The sequence below is a fragment of the Paenibacillus riograndensis SBR5 genome (genome assembly GCF_000981585.1).
In the GTDB taxonomy this organism is placed as follows: domain Bacteria; phylum Bacillota; class Bacilli; order Paenibacillales; family Paenibacillaceae; genus Paenibacillus_AQ; species Paenibacillus_AQ riograndensis.
Genome location: NZ_LN831776.1, coordinates 6,890,428 through 6,909,602, shown reverse-complemented (window position 1 = coordinate 6,909,602; position 19,175 = coordinate 6,890,428). Strand labels below are relative to the sequence as shown.

Annotated in this window: 19 protein-coding genes; 13 read left to right on the top strand and 6 right to left on the bottom strand. The window is 50.3% G+C overall.

Going from position 1 to position 19,175, the window contains the following annotated elements; all coding sequences use genetic code 11:
* Window positions 1-72: 72 nt before the first annotated feature.
* The 5 genes from PRIO_RS29095 to PRIO_RS29075 all read left to right on the top strand — a co-directional run bounded on the left by PRIO_RS29095 (window position 73) and on the right by PRIO_RS29075 (window position 4,305).
* Window positions 73-942 carry a CheR family methyltransferase gene (locus PRIO_RS29095; protein WP_020426855.1) on the top strand — a complete coding sequence of 290 codons (870 nt, stop codon included), beginning with the start codon at window positions 73-75 and terminating at the stop codon, window positions 940-942.
* Between the two features lie 18 nt (window positions 943-960).
* Complete coding sequence (locus tag PRIO_RS29090) at window positions 961-2,631, top strand: response regulator (RefSeq protein ID WP_020426854.1); 1,671 nt, start codon at window positions 961-963, stop codon at window positions 2,629-2,631.
* 97 nt (window positions 2,632-2,728) lie between these two features.
* Window positions 2,729-3,067, top strand: coding sequence for an STAS domain-containing protein (locus PRIO_RS29085; RefSeq protein WP_020426853.1), 339 nt, complete (start codon window positions 2,729-2,731; stop codon window positions 3,065-3,067).
* A gap of 18 nt (window positions 3,068-3,085) precedes the next feature.
* Window positions 3,086-3,538: an anti-sigma B factor RsbW gene (gene rsbW / locus PRIO_RS29080; protein ID WP_020426852.1), complete on the top strand. Its 453-nt coding sequence runs from the start codon at window positions 3,086-3,088 to the stop codon at window positions 3,536-3,538.
* Window positions 3,535-4,305 (top strand): sigma-70 family RNA polymerase sigma factor, encoded by a 771-nt coding sequence (locus PRIO_RS29075; protein ID WP_020426851.1) that lies wholly within the window; start codon window positions 3,535-3,537, stop codon window positions 4,303-4,305. Before rsbW ends, PRIO_RS29075 begins: the two co-directional genes overlap by 4 nt.
* 133 nt (window positions 4,306-4,438) lie before the next feature.
* On the opposite strand, the gene PRIO_RS29070 is transcribed toward PRIO_RS29075, so the two are convergent.
* From PRIO_RS29070 to PRIO_RS29060, 3 genes are all read right to left on the bottom strand, one after another.
* Window positions 4,439-4,771 (bottom strand): DUF5665 domain-containing protein, encoded by a 333-nt coding sequence (locus PRIO_RS29070; protein WP_020426850.1) that lies wholly within the window; start codon window positions 4,769-4,771, stop codon window positions 4,439-4,441.
* Between the two features lie 153 nt (window positions 4,772-4,924).
* Complete coding sequence (locus tag PRIO_RS29065; RefSeq protein ID WP_020426849.1) at window positions 4,925-5,428, bottom strand: YtxH domain-containing protein; 504 nt, start codon at window positions 5,426-5,428, stop codon at window positions 4,925-4,927.
* Window positions 5,429-5,613: 185 nt separating this feature from the next.
* Entirely contained in the window at window positions 5,614-7,365 is a 1,752-nt protein-coding gene (locus PRIO_RS29060) for an alpha-glycosidase (protein ID WP_020426848.1), read from the bottom strand.
* Between the two features lie 452 nt (window positions 7,366-7,817).
* Here PRIO_RS29060 and PRIO_RS29055 point away from each other — a divergent pair, with 452 nt between their 5' ends.
* The 4 genes from PRIO_RS29055 to PRIO_RS29040 all read left to right on the top strand — a co-directional run bounded on the left by PRIO_RS29055 (window position 7,818) and on the right by PRIO_RS29040 (window position 12,267).
* Window positions 7,818-9,140, top strand: coding sequence for a sugar ABC transporter substrate-binding protein (locus tag PRIO_RS29055; RefSeq protein WP_020426846.1), 1,323 nt, complete (start codon window positions 7,818-7,820; stop codon window positions 9,138-9,140).
* 19 nt (window positions 9,141-9,159) lie between these two features.
* Complete coding sequence (locus PRIO_RS29050) at window positions 9,160-10,467, top strand: sugar ABC transporter permease (protein WP_020426845.1); 1,308 nt, start codon at window positions 9,160-9,162, stop codon at window positions 10,465-10,467.
* Window positions 10,464-11,300: a sugar ABC transporter permease gene (locus PRIO_RS29045; protein ID WP_020426844.1), complete on the top strand. Its 837-nt coding sequence runs from the start codon at window positions 10,464-10,466 to the stop codon at window positions 11,298-11,300. Before PRIO_RS29050 ends, PRIO_RS29045 begins: the two co-directional genes overlap by 4 nt.
* Window positions 11,301-11,541: 241 nt before the next feature.
* Complete coding sequence (locus tag PRIO_RS29040; RefSeq protein ID WP_020426843.1) at window positions 11,542-12,267, top strand: pirin family protein; 726 nt, start codon at window positions 11,542-11,544, stop codon at window positions 12,265-12,267.
* Between the two features lie 93 nt (window positions 12,268-12,360).
* Here the strand turns inward: PRIO_RS29040 and PRIO_RS29035 are convergent, their stop codons facing one another.
* Window positions 12,361-12,585 carry a DUF1128 family protein gene (locus tag PRIO_RS29035; protein WP_020426842.1) on the bottom strand — a complete coding sequence of 75 codons (225 nt, stop codon included), beginning with the start codon at window positions 12,583-12,585 and terminating at the stop codon, window positions 12,361-12,363.
* A 145-nt stretch (window positions 12,586-12,730) separates the two neighbouring features.
* Between PRIO_RS29035 and yyaC the strand changes: the two genes are divergently transcribed.
* Window positions 12,731-13,276: a spore protease YyaC gene (yyaC, locus tag PRIO_RS29030; protein WP_020426841.1), complete on the top strand. Its 546-nt coding sequence runs from the start codon at window positions 12,731-12,733 to the stop codon at window positions 13,274-13,276.
* 105 nt (window positions 13,277-13,381) lie between these two features.
* Window positions 13,382-14,167: an alpha/beta fold hydrolase gene (locus tag PRIO_RS29025; RefSeq protein ID WP_020426840.1), complete on the top strand. Its 786-nt coding sequence runs from the start codon at window positions 13,382-13,384 to the stop codon at window positions 14,165-14,167.
* Window positions 14,168-14,806: 639 nt separating this feature from the next.
* Here PRIO_RS29025 and PRIO_RS29020 read toward each other — a convergent pair.
* Together PRIO_RS29020 and PRIO_RS29015 are read right to left on the bottom strand one after the other, a co-directional pair.
* Complete coding sequence (locus PRIO_RS29020; RefSeq protein WP_167345705.1) at window positions 14,807-16,099, bottom strand: MFS transporter; 1,293 nt, start codon at window positions 16,097-16,099, stop codon at window positions 14,807-14,809.
* 5 nt (window positions 16,100-16,104) lie between these two features.
* A complete protein-coding gene (locus PRIO_RS29015) occupies window positions 16,105-16,608 on the bottom strand; it encodes an ArsR/SmtB family transcription factor (protein ID WP_020426028.1) in 504 nt (167 codons plus the stop codon).
* A 263-nt stretch (window positions 16,609-16,871) separates the two neighbouring features.
* Here PRIO_RS29015 and PRIO_RS29010 point away from each other — a divergent pair, with 263 nt between their 5' ends.
* Window positions 16,872-17,534: a DUF6483 family protein gene (locus tag PRIO_RS29010; RefSeq protein WP_020426029.1), complete on the top strand. Its 663-nt coding sequence runs from the start codon at window positions 16,872-16,874 to the stop codon at window positions 17,532-17,534.
* 353 nt (window positions 17,535-17,887) lie between these two features.
* Window positions 17,888-19,081 carry a class I SAM-dependent methyltransferase gene (locus PRIO_RS29005; protein ID WP_020426030.1) on the top strand — a complete coding sequence of 398 codons (1,194 nt, stop codon included), beginning with the start codon at window positions 17,888-17,890 and terminating at the stop codon, window positions 19,079-19,081.
* Window positions 19,082-19,175: the final 94 nt, after the last annotated feature.

Here is a 19,175-nt window from a genome sequence, read left to right as displayed (position 1 = left end):
GGGGTAATAGGATTACAGTATAAAATATCACCGTGCCGGTAATACGTCAGGAGCAAGGGAGCCTTGATAACAATGACAGCGATGGAACGCGGGTACGAAGAGCAAATGATCCAGACCGCCACCAGACAGGAGCTGGAGCAGATTGAGATAGAACTGCTTCTCAGCGGTGTACACCGCTTCTATGGATATGACTTCAGGAACTATGCGCTGCCTTCCCTGAAACGCCGCATCTGGCATCACGTACATGCGGAGAATGTGCCGACAATATCCGCACTGCAGGAGAAGGTGCTGCATGACCGTGCCTGCTTTGAGCGGTTTGTATACAGCCTGTCCATACCGGTGACGGAGATGTTCCGGGACCCCGGACTTTTCCTGACCTTCCGCCAGAAGGTCATCCCGCTGCTCCGGACTTATCCCTATATCCGGATCTGGCATGCCGGATGCTCCACCGGAGAAGAAGTATACTCCATGGCCATCCTGCTGCATGAGGAAGGGCTGTATGACAAAGCGCGCATCTATGCCACGGACATGAACGCACGCTCGCTGCAGCAGGCCAAGGAAGGCGTATACGAGATCAGCAAGATGAGGCAGTATACCAAGAACTACATGGAAGCGGGCGGTACCCGCGCGTTCTCTGAATACTATACAGCGAAATATAACTCAGTGATTCTCCAGCCTTATTTGCGCAAGAATATTATTTTTGCAGAGCATAATTTGGCGACAGATACATCGTTTAATGAATTCAATGTAATTTTCTGCCGTAATGTCATGATCTATTTCAACGACGAGCTTAGAGATCACGTTCACGGACTGTTCCATGAGAGCCTAAGCCGTTTCGGAGTCCTGGTACTCGGTTCCAAGGAGTCTATTCATTTCACCAGGTACAGCGACAGCTACGAGCCCTTGGATAGAGTAGAAAAAATATACCGCAAAAATAAATAGCGGGTTAGGAGGGGGCCAATGGGGGTTCAAGAACCGATTCATATACTGCTTGTCGATGACCGTCCTGAGAATCTGCTGGCACTGGAAGCAGTGCTTGAAAGCCAGCATTATACGCTTGTCAAAGCCAATTCCGGTGAAGAAGCACTGCGGTGTTTATTAAAACATGAATTTGCAGTGATTGTACTGGACGTACAGATGCCGGGTATGGATGGAATTGAAACCGCCAAATTAATCAAAGCCAGGGAGAAAACGAAGGATATTCCGATTATCTTTATCTCAGCCAACAGCAAAGAGGCGGAGCATTTATTCGCGGGATATTCTGCCGGCGCGATTGATTATATGGTCAAGCCCTTCATTCCCCAGATTCTGAAATCCAAAATTGAAGGCTTCGTTGATATGTACCTTACGACCAAGAAACATCAGATGCAGACTATGCTTCTGCAGCAAAAGACGCAGGAGCTGGAGAGAATAAACGGAGAGCTGACCAGGGCCAAGGAAGAGGCGGAAATTGCCGCCAAAGCCAAAACGGAGTTCCTTGCCATGATGAGCCATGAGATCCGGACGCCTATGAACGGTGTAGTGGGCATGATTGATCTGCTGATGGAAACAGAGCTTGCCCCTGAGCAGAAAGAGTACACGGAAATTATCCGTAAAAGTGCCGATACCCTGATCACCGTCATTAACGATATTCTTGATTTCACCAAAATGGAATCAGGTAAGATGGAAATGGAGGAGCAGTTATTTGAGCTGCAGACCACTATCCAGGAGGTGTTTAGCTTATTTTCTGCAGAAGCCGGCAAAAAAAATCTCGAACTGGCCTATTTCATCGACCAGAAGCTGCCTAGGCTGATTTACGGGGATATGGCCCGTTTGCGTCAGGTATTGATCAATCTGGTGGCTAATGCGGTTAAATTTACCAACCAGGGCGGGGTTTATCTTGTTGCTTCCAGCGTGCCTTCGGAAGATAATAAATTAACGGTCGAGTTTACCATTAAGGATACCGGCATCGGAATCTCTCCCGAGAAATGTGACCGGCTGTTCCAGCCTTTCTCCCAGCTGGATTCCTCGATGACCCGCAAATATGGCGGAACAGGTCTGGGACTGGCCATTTGCAAATCTTTGGTAGGGATGATGGGCGGTGAAATCCGCGTGGAATCCATGGAGGAAAAAGGTGCAACCTTTGTTTTTACAATCAAGACTGCCGTTCCTGAAGACGAGCTTGGGAAAAACCTTCAGGAAGAAGAGCATCCTGGCGGTATATCCGGTCAGCAATGGCGCAAAAAAGTGCTTGTAGTGGATGATCATCCCATCAATCAGCGTCTGATGGTCAGTATGCTGGATAAGCTGGGGTATGAAACCACAGTCGCAGAGGATGGACAGCAGGCAGTGGAGCGGTCGCTTCATGAGGATTACGATTTTATTTTTATGGACCTGCAGATGCCGGTGATGGATGGCCTAACGGCGACCTCCAAAATCCGGCAGAGTTCCGGCCATAACGCCACCAAAGCCGTTATTATCGCCATGACAGCCAATGTAATGGAAGGAGTCCAAAACCGCTGTTCGGCTGCGGGAATGGACGGGTACATTAGCAAGCCTTTGAAGATGAGCAGTGTACAGCAGATTATTTCACGTTATGCTAGTGAGGATCATCCGGCAACACAGCGGAATACCACTCTTTTTAAGGCATAATCCAATAAGTACCAGTGTGTCAATGTCGCGCTTTTTGTTTCAAGGGTACAGCTTTAGGGTTATTGGTAAAGAAAACATTTATCAGGAGAGATTGTCTATGAATACAAATAAAAGCGAAAAGTTCCACACAAGAACTGAAACTGAAGGCAATGTAAGCACGGTTTATTTAATCGGTGAGCTCGATTTGTCGGTTGCTCCCGATTTTCGTCTGGTTATGGAACCGCTCGTAGGGGACACTGGGCTTGATCTTGTGATTAATCTGAAGGAATTGAGATATATCGACAGCACAGGGATTGGGATTCTGCTCTCTATTTTAAAAGCAAGACATGGAATGGATGTTAAGTTTTCGGTCGAAGAAGTTCCGCCGCAAATACAGAAATTATTTGACATGACAGGTATCTCCAAGTTTTTTGCCCCCCAAGAGAATTCCCACTAGGAAAGGATCGAACTAAGGATGAGTGATGACGTGCAAAAAGTAGTTCTTCAGTTACCCGCAAGCGCAGAATATGTCGATATCGTCAGATTGAATTTATATGGCATTGCCTCCAAGATGGGTTTTACTTATGAGGACATTGAGGATATGAAAGTAGCTGTATCGGAAGCCTGTAACAATTCTGTACTCTATGCCTACGGTCAGGAAGACGGTTTGGTTGACGTAATCTTTGAAGTTGGATCAAGTGCCTTGTCCATCACGGTCAAAGATGAGGGGGAGAGCTTTGACGGTATGGATGCGTCCGGTGAACGCATGACGCTGCATGACAAAGAGCTGAATGATGTTCAGGTAGGCGGGCTGGGATTTTACCTAATGCAAGCGCTCATGGATGACGTTAGCGTTGTGAGCGAAGCAGGAAAAGGGACAGTCGTAACCCTGACCAAACGGCTTAATTTCAGCGAGGAGAAGGTATGAACGAAAAAGTGACTCCCCCTGAGTCCATGAACGAAGCGGTAAGTCTGATCTGGGAATACCAGCAGACCAAAGATAATGAAATTGCAACAGCTTTGATCCGGAAATATGAACCGATGGTGAAGATGGCTGCCGGGAAGATTGCCCGCAACCGTCCTGACCTTTATGAAGATCTGTATCAGGTAGGCCAAATGGCGCTGATTAGACTGCTGCAGCAATATGACATCAGCCTGGGAATTCCGTTTGAGCCTTATGCTATGAAAAGCATGATCGGGCATATGAAAAATTTTCTGCGCGACAAATCCTGGTACATACAGGTTCCTAGAAGGATCAAAGAGAAGGGTGCCCTTGTTCAGCAGGCCATTGATGAGCTAACCATCAGATTGGAACGTTCTCCTGCAGTTGAGGAAATTGCCCATTATCTTGATCTTACCGTAGAAGAAACAGTCGAAGTCCTGGCCGGAAGAGAGTGTTACCATTACGTATCCCTGGATTCCCCGCTTTCTCAAGAGGAGACAGGTGCTACTCTTGGGGAACTCATCAGCTCTGAAGCCAATGATTATGAGACCGTGGAGAAGCGAATGGACCTGCAGCAGGCTCTGGGACAACTGAAAGAACAGGAGCAGCAGGTGCTGCTGCTGGCTTTCCAGGATGGCCAGTCACAGCGTGCCATTGCCCAGAAGCTTGGAGTGTCGCAAATGAGCGTATCGCGGATTCAAAAACGGGCTACAGAAAAGCTGAAGCAGATCATGGCGAATTCATCCTATTGATATAGATAACGTGTATAAGCCTGTATAAGTCTTGTAACCAAAAGGACATGCCCTTCCCGGCCGGGAATAGGGCATGTCCTTTTGGTTTGGGTGCAGCAAATGTATAAGCGGATGGTGCTGATCCCGGGAGGGATCAGCTATTGGCATCAATATATTTTTTGATTTCACCAAGATATTCTCCGATCACCGGCACATTCAGGAACAGGCTGAGAATATAGCCCAGTAAGCCGAGAATCACAAAGGTGCCAAGCGAGAGTCCCAGACCGCGGGATATGCCTGCCATCAGATTGGTAATAATCCGTTTTTTAGGGTTGGTATAGTTTTCAAGGATATCCTTGAATTCCGATTTTTCCAGGGAATCAGCAATTTTATCAAGCCGGGCATTCAACCGTTTGACCTCATGCCTCAGCTCGAAGGGATGCTCTTCCACTTCGTACCTTTTCGTGTTGCTGCCCGCATCTCCCATAAGGCATACCTGCTTTCTATAGCCCGTAACCGGACTTTAATAAGGGAATTAAGCCTCATTCGCCAGTAAGAAGCCATCTTTCACATAACAACAGCCAGCTGCTAGTGAGCTGGCTGTTCCCTGCATTTAGATCAAGCCCCGGGTCACCACAGATTAGTAAGAGGATTTATAAGAGGCTTTAACTTCCTCTTTGGCATCATTTGCCGTATCCGCTATATCCTTGGAAGAAGCGGAAGCTTCTTCGGCAACATCTTTGGAAGCGTCTTTTACGTCAGAGGCGACATCAGCGGATGCGCTCCCCACCGTATCACCGATTTTTTTACCCGTTTCCGATAAAGTGGCGGCTATTTGCTGTTTGCTGTCGTTGACTGTGGTGAAAATATCCGAAGCTTTGGCCGACACAGTGCTGGCAAGGTCCGTAGCCTTTTCCCCAACAGTTGCAGCAATCGATTTGGTTTTATCCGTTACGACACCGGCAACCTCTTTGGTTTTGTCCGTAGCGGTCGAGAATTTTTCCGACAAGTCACTGCGCATTTCACGGCCCGGCTTGGGAGCGAACAGCAATGCTGCAGCAGCACCAATCAAACCTCCGATAAAAACTCCTTTGAAAAATGTGCTTCCACTCTCTACCGGATATTCCGTTTCTGCTTTATTCATTCCAATCACTCCTCATTGGATTATTGTAGTCCAGCATCCCGGCTGCAGGTAATGACCTGGGCCGTCATCTGGATACCAGGGTGGCCTGTAGGTTCTTACTTCGTATATAAACGTGGGTGAATGGGCTGAAACAGCAAAAAAGCATGGGAAAGATTGCGCAAACCACTTGAAATGATTGCCTATCCTTAAGTCTCGCGAAGAATCACATATCCGTAGGCGGGCAGCTGGAGCTGTCCCCGTTCCCCGATGTCTGCCGGCTGCTGGAGCTCCAGATTGATCCAGGTGCTTTCTGGTTTAAGCGCTGAAATGTGGGCGTCTATGGGAAGTTCGGAGTTGTTCATGATTACCAGGAACCGGTCGTGCTCATCCCACCGTTCATAAACAAGCAGCTCCGGGTGCTCCGGGTGTTCAAGAAATTTAATCGCACTGCTGCGGAATGCGGAGTTCGCTTTGCGCAGCCGGATAGCCCAGCGGTAATACTCCAGCAGGTCCTGATTCTGTTTCCGGGGTTCCCATTCCATGCATTTCCGGTTGTGTGGATCATACTCCCCATCCATGCCGATTTCATCCCCGTAATAAATACAAGGCGTGCCCTGATAGGTCATCAGGAACAGAAAGGCCAGTTTCAGACGCCGGATATCCCCGCCGCACAGGGTCAGGAAACGTACGGTATCGTGGCTGTCCAGCAAATTAAAGGAGACTTCCGTAATCTGCTGCGGATAATTGGCCAGTAAAGTTCCGACCGACCGCGAGAACTGCCCGGCACTGGTCTGCCCACGGGCAAAAAAGTTCAGCAGCATGTTCGTCAGCTGATAATTCATTACGGCGTCGAACTGGTCTCCGAGCAGCCATGGCAAGGAATCATGCATGATTTCTCCAACGAGATAAGCATCGGGATTGATCTGTTTGACCATCGTGCGGAAATCGCGCCAGAATTGATGGGAAACCTCATTGGCGACATCCAGGCGCCATCCGTCCACACCGATTTCCTCAATCCAATAGCGGCCGACCTTCAGCAGGTATTCCTTGACTTCCGGATTCGCTGTGTTAAATTTAGGCATAATCGGCTCAAAGGCGAAGGTATCATAGGTAGGGATTCCTCCGTTTACGACGGGAGGCCACTCTTTCACATGAAACCAGTCAGCATAACGCGAAGCGCGCCCGTTCTCCAGCACATCCATAAAGGGGGGGAAGGTATGGCCGCAATGGTTAAATACGCCGTCCAGCAGCACACGGATTCCCTTTGCATGGCAAGCATCCACAAGTTCTTTCAGCAGTTCATTTGTCCCGAAATGGGGGTCTATTCTTAAATAATCTGCAGTGTCGTATTTGTGATTGGTGGTTGCCGCGAAGAGCGGGTTAAAATAGATGGCGTTAATGCCAAGTGCGCACAGATAATCCAAATGCTCCAGCACGCCTTGCAGGTCTCCGCCAAAAAAATTTGTCGGGCTCGGTGTGCCCCCCCATTCCAATACGCCTTCGGGATCATTGGAAGGGTCCCCGTTCGCGAAACGTTCCGGGAATATCTGATAAAAAACAGCATCCTTCACCCAAGCGGGCGGCTGGTGCACATCTTCAGGACTCAGTATTGGAAAGTCAAATAAGCCCTCATAGATAATTTCAGGGGGATGTTCCAGAAACCCCTTTTCAAGAAAATATACTGTATTTCCGTCTTGGTGCAGCGCAAAATAATAGGCCAGCCGGCGGTGAGGCGGCCGAACGGCAGCCTGCCAGTAATCGAACAAATTATCGCTGGACAGACGTTCCATCGCATATTCGGAATGGGTTCTGTCCCAGCCGTATTTGTCTCCGCAAATCAAATCTACCCGTGATACATCGTCCCGTTTCGTCCGGAGGCGAATATGGATTACAGTCTCGTCGTAGGCATAGGACCAGTTCTGGCCCATCCGGTGATAAACGCTTTCCAGGTGAATCATACCCACATCATCCCTTCGCGGCAGCAAACATAAAAAAAGGTTCAACCTCACAATTGTGGAGGTTGAACCCTTTCGGTTTCATTGCCTTTAAATTTTCCTGCATCATAACACATGTTTTCCGGTTATGGCAAGCGTCTTATTTTTGTTAAGCCGGGAGGGTTGGAAAATGGAGATATACTTAGATAATGGCAGAAATCGGAAGAAAACAATATGGAAAGCTTGGAAAAACGGAGGGATTTTTAAAATAAAGCGCTTGCATTCGAATTTCCGGTTATTATAAAATGATGGCAAACAAACTTGGGTATTTCATTAATACACTAAATTAAAGGCAATGTTACCTGTAAGGGTACAACCTCGGCACTTTGTGCAAAAGGGGTTGTGCCTTTTTTATTTGCCTGAATTTGTATGAGTGACAGGTTTGTTCAATGAGTAATTACAGGGGAGATGAGTACATGAAGAGATTTAAGCGTTCCAAAATGAATGCGGTATCAAAGATTGTAGTTCTATGTATGCTTCTGGTTATGACGGCCACAGCCTGCAGCTCCAACAGCCCGAATACTGCCCCCAGCCCGAAGGGCGGGAACAACCAGACTGCCGAAACTTCTGCTCCAGAGAATACCGCCGATCCGGAAATGGAGCCGGAGCAGGGAGCGAAGCTGATGGTTTGGGAAGCCAAGGAGCAGCTTGAGTACATGAAGGGGGTTGCCGCCGATTTTGAAAAAAAATACGGTGTCCCCGTCAACGTTGAAGAATTGGCGGGTGGCGATCAGGGGGGACGGCTGGCCACGGATGGCCCAGCCAAGCTTGCGGCCGATGTGCTGACCCTTCCGCATGACCAGATCAGCCAGGCCGTCAAAGCCGGTCTGCTGTTGCCCAATGATGTGTTTGAGGAGGAAACGAAAGCAAGCATGGTGGAGACAGCGGTGCAGGCATCATCCTATGATGGGGTTCTGTACGGTTATCCCAAGTCGGTAGAGACTTATGCGCTGTTTTATAATAAGGACCTGGTTCCCGAGGCCCCCAAGACCTGGAATGATATTATAGCTTTTGCCAATACGTACAACAAACCGAAAGAAAATAAATTTGCAATCATGTGGGAATTTGTCGGGTATTATACGTATCCGTTTATCGGCAGCTTCGGCGGCTATATTTTTGGCGACAGCAATAGCAATCCAAAGGATATCGGTTTGAATAATGAAGGGACAATCAAAGGGTTCACCTTTCTCCAGAGCCTGAAAAAAATCCTGCCGCTGAATGCGGGAGATATCACCTTTGACGTAAAAACCCAGCTTTTCCAGGAAGGGAAACTTGCCATGAACATTGACGGTCCGTGGTCCACAGGGTCGTTCAAGGATCATGTCAACTTCGGTGTGGTACCGCTTCCAAAAGGGCCTAACGGAGAGGAAATGATATCTTTTTCTGGCGTCAAATCCTATTATGTTAACTCTTATACCGCTTATCCCGTTGCTGCCCGGTTATTCGCACATTTTGCCAGCAGCAAGGACAATCAGCTTAAAAATTATAAAATGACCGGAGCGATCCCTGCAAGCATTGAAGCCGGAGAATCACAAGAAATCAAAAATGACCCCATTACCCTCGGGTTCTTTGAGCAGTTCCAACACTCTGTGCCAATGCCTGCCATATCAGAAATCAACGCCGTATGGGAACCCTTGAAGGCCGCATTTGTGTCCTTGTGGAATGATCCGGGTCTTGATGTCAAGCAGACTATGGATCAGACGGTTAAGACGATTCAGTCCGATCTGGAGTCGAAATAAAGGACAGGTGATTTGACTTATGCCAAAAAAAACAGGCGCAGCGGTGCTTTCGGCTGTAATCCCGGGCCTGGGCCAGATGTACAATAGGCAGTGGTTGAAAGGGCTGGCGTTCCTGCTGACGGGTATGGCCTGGTTCTATTTCATGACCCATGGTTTGACCGGTCATCTGCGCGGTCTGATTACATTAGGCGAGCTGCCAAGCCGCATGGTCAAGGTGGGTAAAATGACCCGGATGGTAGAGGGCGACCACTCCATTTTCATGATGATTAACGGCCTGATGGCCCTGCTTGCGCTGCTCTTGTACTGCGGATTTTATCTGCTGAATATCAGAGATGCCTTCATGGTCGGAGCTGCGCGGGCGAGACAGGAGCAGATCCGGTCCTTTGGCCAATCGCTTAAGTATATGGGCCGCAGACATTTTGCCTATCTGGTGCTGGCCATCCCCTTAACGGCTATAGTTTTTCTGACGATCCTGCCGCTTGTGTTCTCGGTCCTCCTGGCGTTTACAAACTATGCGGACCCGATTCTGCCCCCGGCTAATCTGGTGGACTGGGTCGGCTTCGGCAACTTTAAGAAGATGCTGAGCCTGGATGTATGGAGCACCACTTTTGGCGGTATTCTGACATGGACCTTGTGCTGGGCGGTGATCGCCACGGTAACGACTTACATCGGAGGGGTCCTTGTCGCAGTGCTCATTCACCAGCCGCGCGTCCGCTTCAAAAAGCTGTGGCGGACTCTGCTGATCGTGCCTTTTGCCATTCCCAATATGATCTCGCTGCTCGTGATGCGCAATATGTTCAACAACCAGTTCGGACCGGTCAATAAATATCTGGGGATGATTGGGCTGAACGGCCTGCCTTGGCTGACAGACCCGTTCTGGGCTAAAGTCACCGTTATACTGGCCAACATGTGGATCGGCATTCCGGTTACGATGATCCTTGCCTTCGGTGTGCTGACGACCATACCGCGGGACTTGTATGAGGCAGCTGAGGTGGACGGTGCCGGATCGGCGCATAAGTTCCGGATGATCACATTGCCGATGGTGCTTTTTGCAACCGCCCCCATTCTCATTATGCAATTCGCAGGCAATATCAACAGCTTTAACGTGATCTATCTTATGACTAACGGAGAGCCGGTCAATCCCCATTATCAGTATGCGGGCGACACCGATCTGCTCGTGACCTGGCTGTATAAATTGGCGCTGAACCAATCGCAGTACAGCTTCGCTTCCGTCATCGGAATTATCATCTTCCTGCTGGTTGCCACATTCTCCATCTGGAGCTACCGCCGGACACGATCCTATAAAGAGGAGGACATGATTACATGAACCGGAAACCGGAGGAAGCCGCAAAAACGATTGGCAGCTATGCCTTGCTTATTCTGCTTAGCTTCATCAGCCTGTTCCCCGCTTTTTGGATTGTGATGTCCTCGTTCAAGACGGGAAACAGCCTGTTCAGCGACACCTTGATTCCGCGCAGGATGACCTTAGTTCATTACCAGGAATTGTTTGAGCAGACCAAGTATCTGCAGTGGTTCCTGAACACACTCAAAGTTGCGGCGCTCTCGACACTCATCGGCACCTCTCTTTTACTGCTGGCCTCTTATGCTATATCCCGGTATCGTTTTGCGGGCAGAAAAAGTATGCTGACGGCGTTTTTGGTATTGCAAATGTTCCCGGGATTCATGGCGATGATTGCCATTTACGTGCTGCTGAACACACTGGGGCTGCTGAATTCGCACTGGGCCCTTGTGCTTGTTTATAGCAGCGGCTCAATAATTACGAACGTTTTTGTAGCCAAAGGCTTCTTTGACACCATCCCGAAAAGCCTGGAGGATGCCGCGCGGATAGACGGGGCGAGCCACATGAAAGTGTTCCTCTCCATCATGATGCCGCTGTCGAAGCCAATGCTCACCTATGCCAGTCTGATGATCTTTAACGGCTGCTTTGTGGACTTTATATTCGCTGACCTTATTCTGCGCACAGAGGAGAAGAGGACGCTTGCTGTTGGCCTGTTCCGCATGGTGAATCAGAGCAATTCCACCGAGTTCACCCTGTTCGCGGCAGGCGCGGTTCTGGTCGCTCTCCCGGTAACACTGCTCTTCATATTTCTGCAGCGGTTCCTGATTGACGGCCTGACTGCAGGCGCGATGAAAGGCTGACCGGGGTCAGGCGGATAGACGGTACACATCAATAATTGGCCGCCTTGCGGGGAGCTGCAGTTCCATACACAGTTCCCCGCAAGGTGGTTTTTTGGCATGGAACTATTTAGTAAATAATGCTGATTGACCTGGAAGGTATGCGGGTAAAAAATACATAATTACAGCGCCTAAGACAACAATCAATTGAGAAGCGGCCATACCCTGAAGTAAGGATAAGGTTCCTACATCATTGGAGGTGCAAATGATTATGATCAAAGTCATTACATCAGCAGAGCGCCATACTTCGAATAGAGAATGGATACACAGTGAGTTCAGCTTTTCTTTTGCCGATTATGATGACCCGAGCAATGCGCACTTTGGAGCCTTGCTGGCCCATAACGACAATGAGCTTAGCCCCGGGCAAGGCATGCATGAGCATCCGCATCATGATCTGGAGATTATTACTTATGTAGTCTCCGGGGTGCTGAAGCATCAGGATGACCTCGGCAATCATGCAGAACTGCAAGGGGGGAGTGTTCAGGTCATGAGCGCGGGGACGGGGATCAATCATTCGGAAACGAACCCGTCAGACAGTGAGCATGTCCGGTTTCTGCAAATATGGCTGCTCCCGGATCAGCCGGGGCGGCAGCCCAAATGGGATGCAAAGTTCTATCCGGCAGAGCATAAGACCAATACTCTTTTGCCTGTAGCATCAGGAAAAGGGGAAGAGGGTGCGCTGGAGATCCATGAGAATGTAACCGTCTACCTGTCTTCTCTGGAGCGGAGCCGGGAACTGAAATACCAGCAGCGTGAAGACAGGCGGACGCATATCTATCTCATCTCCGGCCATCTGGAGATTGCTTGCTCGGACGGAGTCTTCCAGCTAGAGCCGGGCGATGCGGCCCGCATCCGCAAGAGCTGTGATCTGCACCTTAAAGGAACGGGCAGTGACAGCAACGCGGAGTTCATACTGATTGACCTTCCATAGTTTCCAGAGCGGACGAGTCAAAAGAGAGCCCCATCCAAACATCCGTCAGCCGGTGGATGTCAGGATGGGGCTACTGTCCGTGTGTATTCCTGTTTATTTGTCCCGCAGGCGTCCAAGCTCGGAGACCAGCGCTTCCACCTGGGAAATGCTCAGCCTGTCACTGCCCATCGCGACTTCATAAATATCAAGAATGTCCTCGTAATTCTTCACTGAAAAGGCAGAGGCCTGCATGGCTGCCGCACTCGCCATCTTCAGCTTGCTCTTAATGCCCTCGATCATATATTCAACATTTTCCTGGGTAGGCTGCGATAAATCCATTGGGTTTAACAGTCCTCTCTATATTATTAATTCAAACATTCTAACATGTTTGAGGGTGCAAACACCATTGTTTTGTCCATTTCGGTGATATCTGTTAAATTAAAAACAATACATGTGCCATAAAAAACAGAAGGAGGCAAGGACATTGGCAATCAGGGAGCAGGAAAGCAGAAAACGCAAGAAAAGGGATGCTTCCGGGCTGATATTCTTCTTCCGGGAGATCGCGTCCCAGCATCCGCCGGAGCAGATCACGTTTCTGTGCATCGGCACAGACCGGTCCACAGGTGATGCGCTTGGGCCGCTGACCGGCAGCCAGCTCTTGGAGCAAGGCTTTCCGCATGTAAGCGGGACAATGCCTTCTCCGTGCGACGCAGATAATTTGGAGGCACGGATAGCGGAGATTCCTGCCGGGCAGATTGTTATCGCCGTTGACGCCTGTCTGGGTCCCCCGGCTTCACTTGGCTATTTCCTGACGGCTGATGAGCCGCTGCGGCCGGCACAATCGGTGGGGCTTAACCTTCCGGCAGTGGGGCATTACAGCTTGGCAGCTATTGTAGATGTCTATGGACCACGGCCATACCGGACGCTGCAGAGTACTCCCCTGCACAGAGTGATGGTAATGGCCAAACAGATAGCGCTGGCGGCTGCGGCCGGTTTCGGGATGGAGACCGGGAAAGCGTTTCAAGATTGAAGAAATAGCTTAAATAATTAAGACAAGCAAACCGTCTCAGACCACAGGTCGTCAAGTAGCCTGCGGGCCGGGTTTGACTACTACATAGAAAGAGGGGAAGCTGCCATGGAAATTGTTCGTTGTGAAGGAAGCAATATTTGTTACAGTGATCAAGGCACAGGTGACGTTATTGTACTGCTGCACGGCTTCTGTGGAAGCTCCAGCTACTGGGAGCAGGTGATTCCGCTCTTGAGCGGCAATTACCGGGTAATCGCTCCGGATTTACGGGGCCATGGCGTCTCGGATGCTCCACTCGGGGCGTACAGCATAGACCAGATGGCTGATGATGTGTTGTCTCTGCTTGATGCCCTGGAGATTCCAGAGTGTTATCTGCTGGGGCATTCCCTTGGCGGCTATATCACGCTTTCCTTTGCCCAGCGCCACGCCTCCCGTCTGAAGGGATTCGGTCTGATTCACTCTACCGGTTATCCGGACAGCGGGGAAGCCAGGGAGAACCGTCTGAAAAGTGTCAGCATGATTCAGAATGAAGGAATCTTCGCTTTTGTGGATGGGCTGGTACCGGGCCTCTTTGCACCGGGAGCTGCTCCGCAGCTTCTCGAACGCACAAAGGAAATTGGTTACAGAACACCTCCGCAAGGGGCAGTCGGAGCGGCAATGGCGATGCGTGAGCGTCCTGACCGCCGCGACGTGATCTCAGCTACGGCACTGCCGGTGCTGCTCGTAGCCGGTGCAGAGGACAGCAAGGTGACCCCGGAACAGACATTTACCTCGAACAAGCCAAATGTCACCCAGGCAACCATATCCGGGGTAGGGCATATGAGCATGTACGAAGCACCTGAACGTTTGGCCGAAATCATCAAGGACTATGTGCATGCGGCTGTGCGCAAATAATCAGAGACCTTATGCGGGGCAAAATCCTGCAGAGAACACCCCAAAGAGGCAGCACCCGACGGAACGGGACTGCCTCTTTTTATTATGACCATACCCCACAATGATAAACTATAGTTCAACTTATTTATATAAAGCGAACTTGAAAAACGAACAAAAGGGAAAAGGGATGGAGGGGAAGTTTGGATACTTACGGAGCGAATGCGTCCGCCTAAAAGCTTTCCGTAGGAAAGCTCTCATCGAAAGCATAGGCAGTCTGCGGATTTCCACCGCGAACAGCGGTAACAATCAAGAAATCTGCAGAAGGGCAGCGGCCGGAAGTCCAAACATTCTCCGGAGTCCCGACGAAGTCCCTAATGTAAATATCTTAAGTTCACTCTATATAGTTGGAAAAAGGAAACTTATTCCACCCCAAAATCAATAATTATGAGATTTAAGTGGAAAAAGGAAACTTAATTGGGTCGTATGACTGCGTAAGGAGCGAAATCAGCTAAATTAGTTAACCTTTTTCCACTTCAGCTGCGGAGAACAGGGTACCCGGGCGAATTAGTTATCCTTTTTCCACTTGGAATTACCGAAGGATTCATAAAGGGTTCTACAGGCAACGCTAAACTGAAATCTAAAACGGCTGCCTAATGTATATTACTGGAAATTACGGATAGCCGGAATGCTCAGCACGAGCGCAATGCAGGCCATGCCCAGCCCCGAAAAGATGGCAATGGTTGCTACACCGCCGATCAGATCGGCCAGCCAGCCGACCAGAATATAGCCGACCGGCAGCAGGGCGAAGGAGCCCAGGAGATCAAGGCTTGCTACACGCCCGAATGCTTCCTGCGGAACCAGCTCCTGCATGCTGATCTCCCAGATCAGCATAAATACCATGAGCCCGAAGCCCTCCAGGGAGAAAAGAATCACAGCACCCGCCGCACTGGGAACGAAGGGAAGGAGAAGGAGAGACACCCCGCTAATAAAAGCTCCGCCATAAGCCATCAGGCCGCGGCGGCTCCATCTCTGCCGGGTCCCGAAGATCAGGCCGGCAAGGATGGCTCCGGCACCGGAACAAGTGACGGCAAGCCCATAGAGGTAGGGGTCCCAGCCATGCTGGACTTTAAAGAGCCACGGAACCAGAATGCTCGTAATTCCGCCATAACAGATATTGATAAATGAAAACGCAAGAATGGTGATCCAGAGCCAGGGGTGGCTGCGCAGCACGGCAAGCCCCTCCATGAAATCCTGCTTCCAGTCGGCTGAGGGGGACGGAGCGGCCATGGACCCGGCCGTGCCGGATGCATCAGTCCGCACTCTGGCAATCAGCGCTCTGCGCAAATAAATTAAGCATATGAATGAGAACACATACGTAAAAGCATCGAGCCCAAAGCCGATTCCTGCCGACAGATGAGTGATAAGCAGCCCGCCGAGAGCAGGACCGATCAAACGGACGGTCTGTGTAGTTATTTGGGTTACCGAGTTTGCCGTGACCCGGATGTCCGGTGTAAATACAGTAGCCCGGACCGCCGCATATGCCGGTTGGAAGAGGCCGTCAAGCAGGCCATAGCAGCCGATTAATATCAGCAATAACGGAATGCTGAGCAGTCCGGTCAAGGCCAGCACGGCCGTAGCGAGCATGATTAAAGCGCGGAAAATATCGGCCAGCATCATGATCCCCACCCGGTCATAACGGTCCACAATGTGTCCGGAGACCGGCAGCATGAGGATGTTGGGCAGCATGTAGACAGCCATTACGACACCCATGGTTGTCGTAGATCCGGTCAGGGAATAGACCAGGACAGGGAGAATAACCATAGTTACTGAGCTTCCCAGGAAAGAAATCAGATGTCCCAGCCACAAAAAGGGGAACGCCCGGGATTTGGCAAAAGGTGCGGCAAACCCGCGGAACGGATTGGTTTTACCTGATTCAGAAGTGCTTGCAGGCATCATCTCTAAGGGTTCACCTCCGGCTCAGGAGTCCTTAAGTGTCCGATGACGATGTCAACGCCATATTCAGTCCCCAAGGTAACCCTGGATTCCCAGGAGGAAATGAAATCCATCATCTCCCGCCGGAAGCTCTCCAGCTCTTCCGGGGATAAGGTCAGTCTTGTAGTGAAATGGTCCACCTGATCCTCCGCCCGGAATTGAAAACCGCTGAAATTTTCCGCACGGAACCAGGTGGCCTTTGAACGGTAAAATTTCTGGATAATGCCTCCGGCAGCCTCTGTCCGGACAAGCTCCAGCAGTCCGCCCTCAAACAGCTTGCTGATATGATAATGGACATTCCCCGGAGTCTTCTCCAGCTTTTCGGCAACCTGCTTGGAGGTCAGGGGCTCTGCAGCCAGCAGATGCATGATCTTGATCCGCAGTGCACTTTCCAGCAGCTTTTCCTGTTCGGGGGACACCTTCAGAGGCTGGCGCTGGATGGAAGCTTGATATTCCTTATCTTCATTCATCTGTAAATCCTCCTATCTGGAATCAGTCCGTACTGCAATTTAGTTCGATCTGGATTACAGATCGTATTGATGGCAGTGTATTCCATCTTGTGCAGATCTGTCAACAGACAATCGCTGCAATGAGCTGCTGCATGGCTCCGACTTGCCAAGTAGCGCTAAGCGGTGTAATGGTTTAAGATGAATCCCAAGGGCAGTCTTAAAAAGCTGGCCGCTGAAGGAAGAATTGCAGTCCAGGTGCTGCAGCTATGGAAGGAGTGTGCAATATGTTCCGGAGAGATTACATCGTGCGGATGATTGAGGACATGACCGCAATGGTCGCCAAGGTAATGACGCTTAAGCAGGAGAAAAAGACAACCGAAGCCCTGTGGGAGGTTGACGAGCTGCTGATCCGGCATTTCCGCCTGAATTCCCGGCTGCTGAATTCATTATCCGTAGAGGATATTATTGATATGTATCTGCTGGGGGGCGTTGTGGAATCCGATAAGCTTCAGGGTGTGGCCCGGCTGCTTAAGGAGGAAGGAGCCATCTATACAGCGGCGGGAGACAAGGACGCAGGGCTGTTCAGAGCCATGAGGTCACTGCATCTGTTTTTGTATGCTGATCTGCATGGTGCTGACCGTACTTTGCTGCAAATGCCCGCTGATATCGACGAGCTTTTGAGAGAAACCCAGGCATACAGTCTGCCGGCAAAAACAGAGCGGCTGCTGCTGTCCTACATGGAATCGCTCGGGCGCTACGCCAAGGCGGAAGACAGTCTCTACAGGCTGTGGGAGCAAGGAGAGGATGTTGTCCAGGAAGGCAAAGAACTGTACAGCCGGCTGCTGCTGAAAAGTCCGGAAGAACTGGAACTCGGCGGACTTCCCGAACAAGAGGTCAGAGACGGCCTGAAAGAATGGGAAAGACGTACGGCTGCTGTCAGACAGTAATGATGCCTTGCGCGGACTGCAATTTTGCAGCTGAAAAAATGCTATACTATATAGATTGAACTTATAATCCGTAGCGTTCACAACAGATCACAACAGAGAAATTGTTGCATGACTGCACTTTCTGCAATAGAATTGCCCAAGATTCAGCGATGAATCACATTCTACTGCATTTCGTGCAATGTATTACCGGATTTTAGGCCAAAAACAACTTTTCCAGGGGATTCTACTGCAGAGATTGCAACAGATCCCGTTTAACAGCCGATTTATCGGGCATCTGCTGCATAAAGTGCAATAGAATGCGTGCAGACCTTAAGTATCATACTATAAATTATCTTCTATTTGGCGAAAGTGAGATGTACCCTGTGGAATCTTTAAATGCTTTGATTGAACAAGTCATGAGCGGCCGTACACTGATTACGGCAACTCTTAGCCAGCTGCGAAGCAAAGGTGAAACCACCTACACCAAGGTGCAGGTGAAGCCCGTTGAATTAAAGGGCAAGCTGCATTACCAGTTTGCCTACTATACCGGTCCCAAGGTCGAGCACCGCAATATTCCGGCGGAGTCTGCGGCGGCGGAATTAATGTCGCTGTTTAGAGAGAAGTTTCGTCAGGGGCTGCTCTGTACCGTCGAGGCTGATTATCAAGTGCTGATCAGTAAAAAGTATAAGGTATCCATCCTGACCAAATCACCGAGCAAGCAGGAGGCGCCCAATCTGGACCATAACCGTCGCAAGCGGTATGTGCTGGATGAAGGCGAGCCGGTGCCGTTTCTGGTTGAACTGGGCATTATGAACAGCGAGGGAAAGGTGCTGGCCAAGAAGTACGATAAGTTCCGTCAGATCAACCGTTTCCTGGAGATGGTAGAGGATGTGCTGGCCGATCTGCCAACCGGCCGTCCGCTGACCATTGTGGATTTTGGCTGCGGCAAATCCTACTTGACCTTTGCACTGTATCACTACCTGGCCATTCGCGAGCAGCGGGAGCTGAATATTGTCGGGCTTGATCTCAAAGCCGATGTGATTGAGCACTGCAGCGCGCTTGCGGCCAAGCTCGGCTACGGCAAACTCCGTTTCCTGGTCGGGGATATCGCGGATTACAACGAGCTGGAGCAGGTGGATATGGTCGTAACGCTTCATGCCTGTGATACTGCAACCGATGCAGCACTGGAAAAAGCGGTCCGCTGGGGTGCCTCAGTGATTCTGTCTGTTCCCTGCTGCCAGCATGAGCTGTTTGCCCAGATCGAAAGCGGGGTGCTGAATCCGCTGCTGTCGCATGGCATCCTGAAGGAGCGCTTCTCAGCCCTCGCAACCGACGCGATCCGGGCGAAGCTGCTCGACCTTATGGGATACCGCACACAGCTGCTGGAGTTCATTGACATGGAGCATACCCCGAAGAACATTTTGATCCGTGCGGTCAAAGGCGCAAGCGGAGACAATGCCGCCAAATGGCGCGAATACAGCGCATTCCGTGATTTTCTCGGTGCGAAGCCGTATCTTGAACGCGTCTGCACTGATCTGCTGCCGGGTGAAAGCACAGTGCAGGGCTAATCTCTTTCATACGATGAATCATTAATGCCATGACAGGACGGCCGCTTCCCCGCGGGAGCAGGTTCGTCCTGTTTGTGCTGCCTTTTGGTTTATG

Bases quoted from the DNA above. Each gene is read 5' to 3' on its own strand.
- PRIO_RS29095 (WP_020426855.1), top strand. From the start codon at position 73: ATGACAGCGATGGAACGCGGGTACGAAGAGCAAATGATCCAGACCGCC.
- PRIO_RS29090 (WP_020426854.1), top strand. From the start codon at position 961: ATGGGGGTTCAAGAACCGATTCATATACTGCTTGTCGATGACCGTCCT.
- PRIO_RS29085 (WP_020426853.1), top strand. From the start codon at position 2,729: ATGAATACAAATAAAAGCGAAAAGTTCCACACAAGAACTGAAACTGAA.
- rsbW (WP_020426852.1), top strand. From the start codon at position 3,086: ATGAGTGATGACGTGCAAAAAGTAGTTCTTCAGTTACCCGCAAGCGCA.
- PRIO_RS29075 (WP_020426851.1), top strand. From the start codon at position 3,535: ATGAACGAAAAAGTGACTCCCCCTGAGTCCATGAACGAAGCGGTAAGT.
- PRIO_RS29070 (WP_020426850.1), bottom strand. From the start codon at position 4,771: ATGGGAGATGCGGGCAGCAACACGAAAAGGTACGAAGTGGAAGAGCAT.
- PRIO_RS29065 (WP_020426849.1), bottom strand. From the start codon at position 5,428: ATGAATAAAGCAGAAACGGAATATCCGGTAGAGAGTGGAAGCACATTT.
- PRIO_RS29060 (WP_020426848.1), bottom strand. From the start codon at position 7,365: ATGATTCACCTGGAAAGCGTTTATCACCGGATGGGCCAGAACTGGTCC.
- PRIO_RS29055 (WP_020426846.1), top strand. From the start codon at position 7,818: ATGAAGAGATTTAAGCGTTCCAAAATGAATGCGGTATCAAAGATTGTA.
- PRIO_RS29050 (WP_020426845.1), top strand. From the start codon at position 9,160: ATGCCAAAAAAAACAGGCGCAGCGGTGCTTTCGGCTGTAATCCCGGGC.
- PRIO_RS29045 (WP_020426844.1), top strand. From the start codon at position 10,464: ATGAACCGGAAACCGGAGGAAGCCGCAAAAACGATTGGCAGCTATGCC.
- PRIO_RS29040 (WP_020426843.1), top strand. From the start codon at position 11,542: ATGATTATGATCAAAGTCATTACATCAGCAGAGCGCCATACTTCGAAT.
- PRIO_RS29035 (WP_020426842.1), bottom strand. From the start codon at position 12,585: ATGGATTTATCGCAGCCTACCCAGGAAAATGTTGAATATATGATCGAG.
- PRIO_RS29025 (WP_020426840.1), top strand. From the start codon at position 13,382: ATGGAAATTGTTCGTTGTGAAGGAAGCAATATTTGTTACAGTGATCAA.
- PRIO_RS29020 (WP_167345705.1), bottom strand. From the start codon at position 16,099: ATGCCTGCAAGCACTTCTGAATCAGGTAAAACCAATCCGTTCCGCGGG.
- PRIO_RS29015 (WP_020426028.1), bottom strand. From the start codon at position 16,608: ATGAATGAAGATAAGGAATATCAAGCTTCCATCCAGCGCCAGCCTCTG.
- PRIO_RS29010 (WP_020426029.1), top strand. From the start codon at position 16,872: ATGTTCCGGAGAGATTACATCGTGCGGATGATTGAGGACATGACCGCA.
- PRIO_RS29005 (WP_020426030.1), top strand. From the start codon at position 17,888: ATGTACCCTGTGGAATCTTTAAATGCTTTGATTGAACAAGTCATGAGC.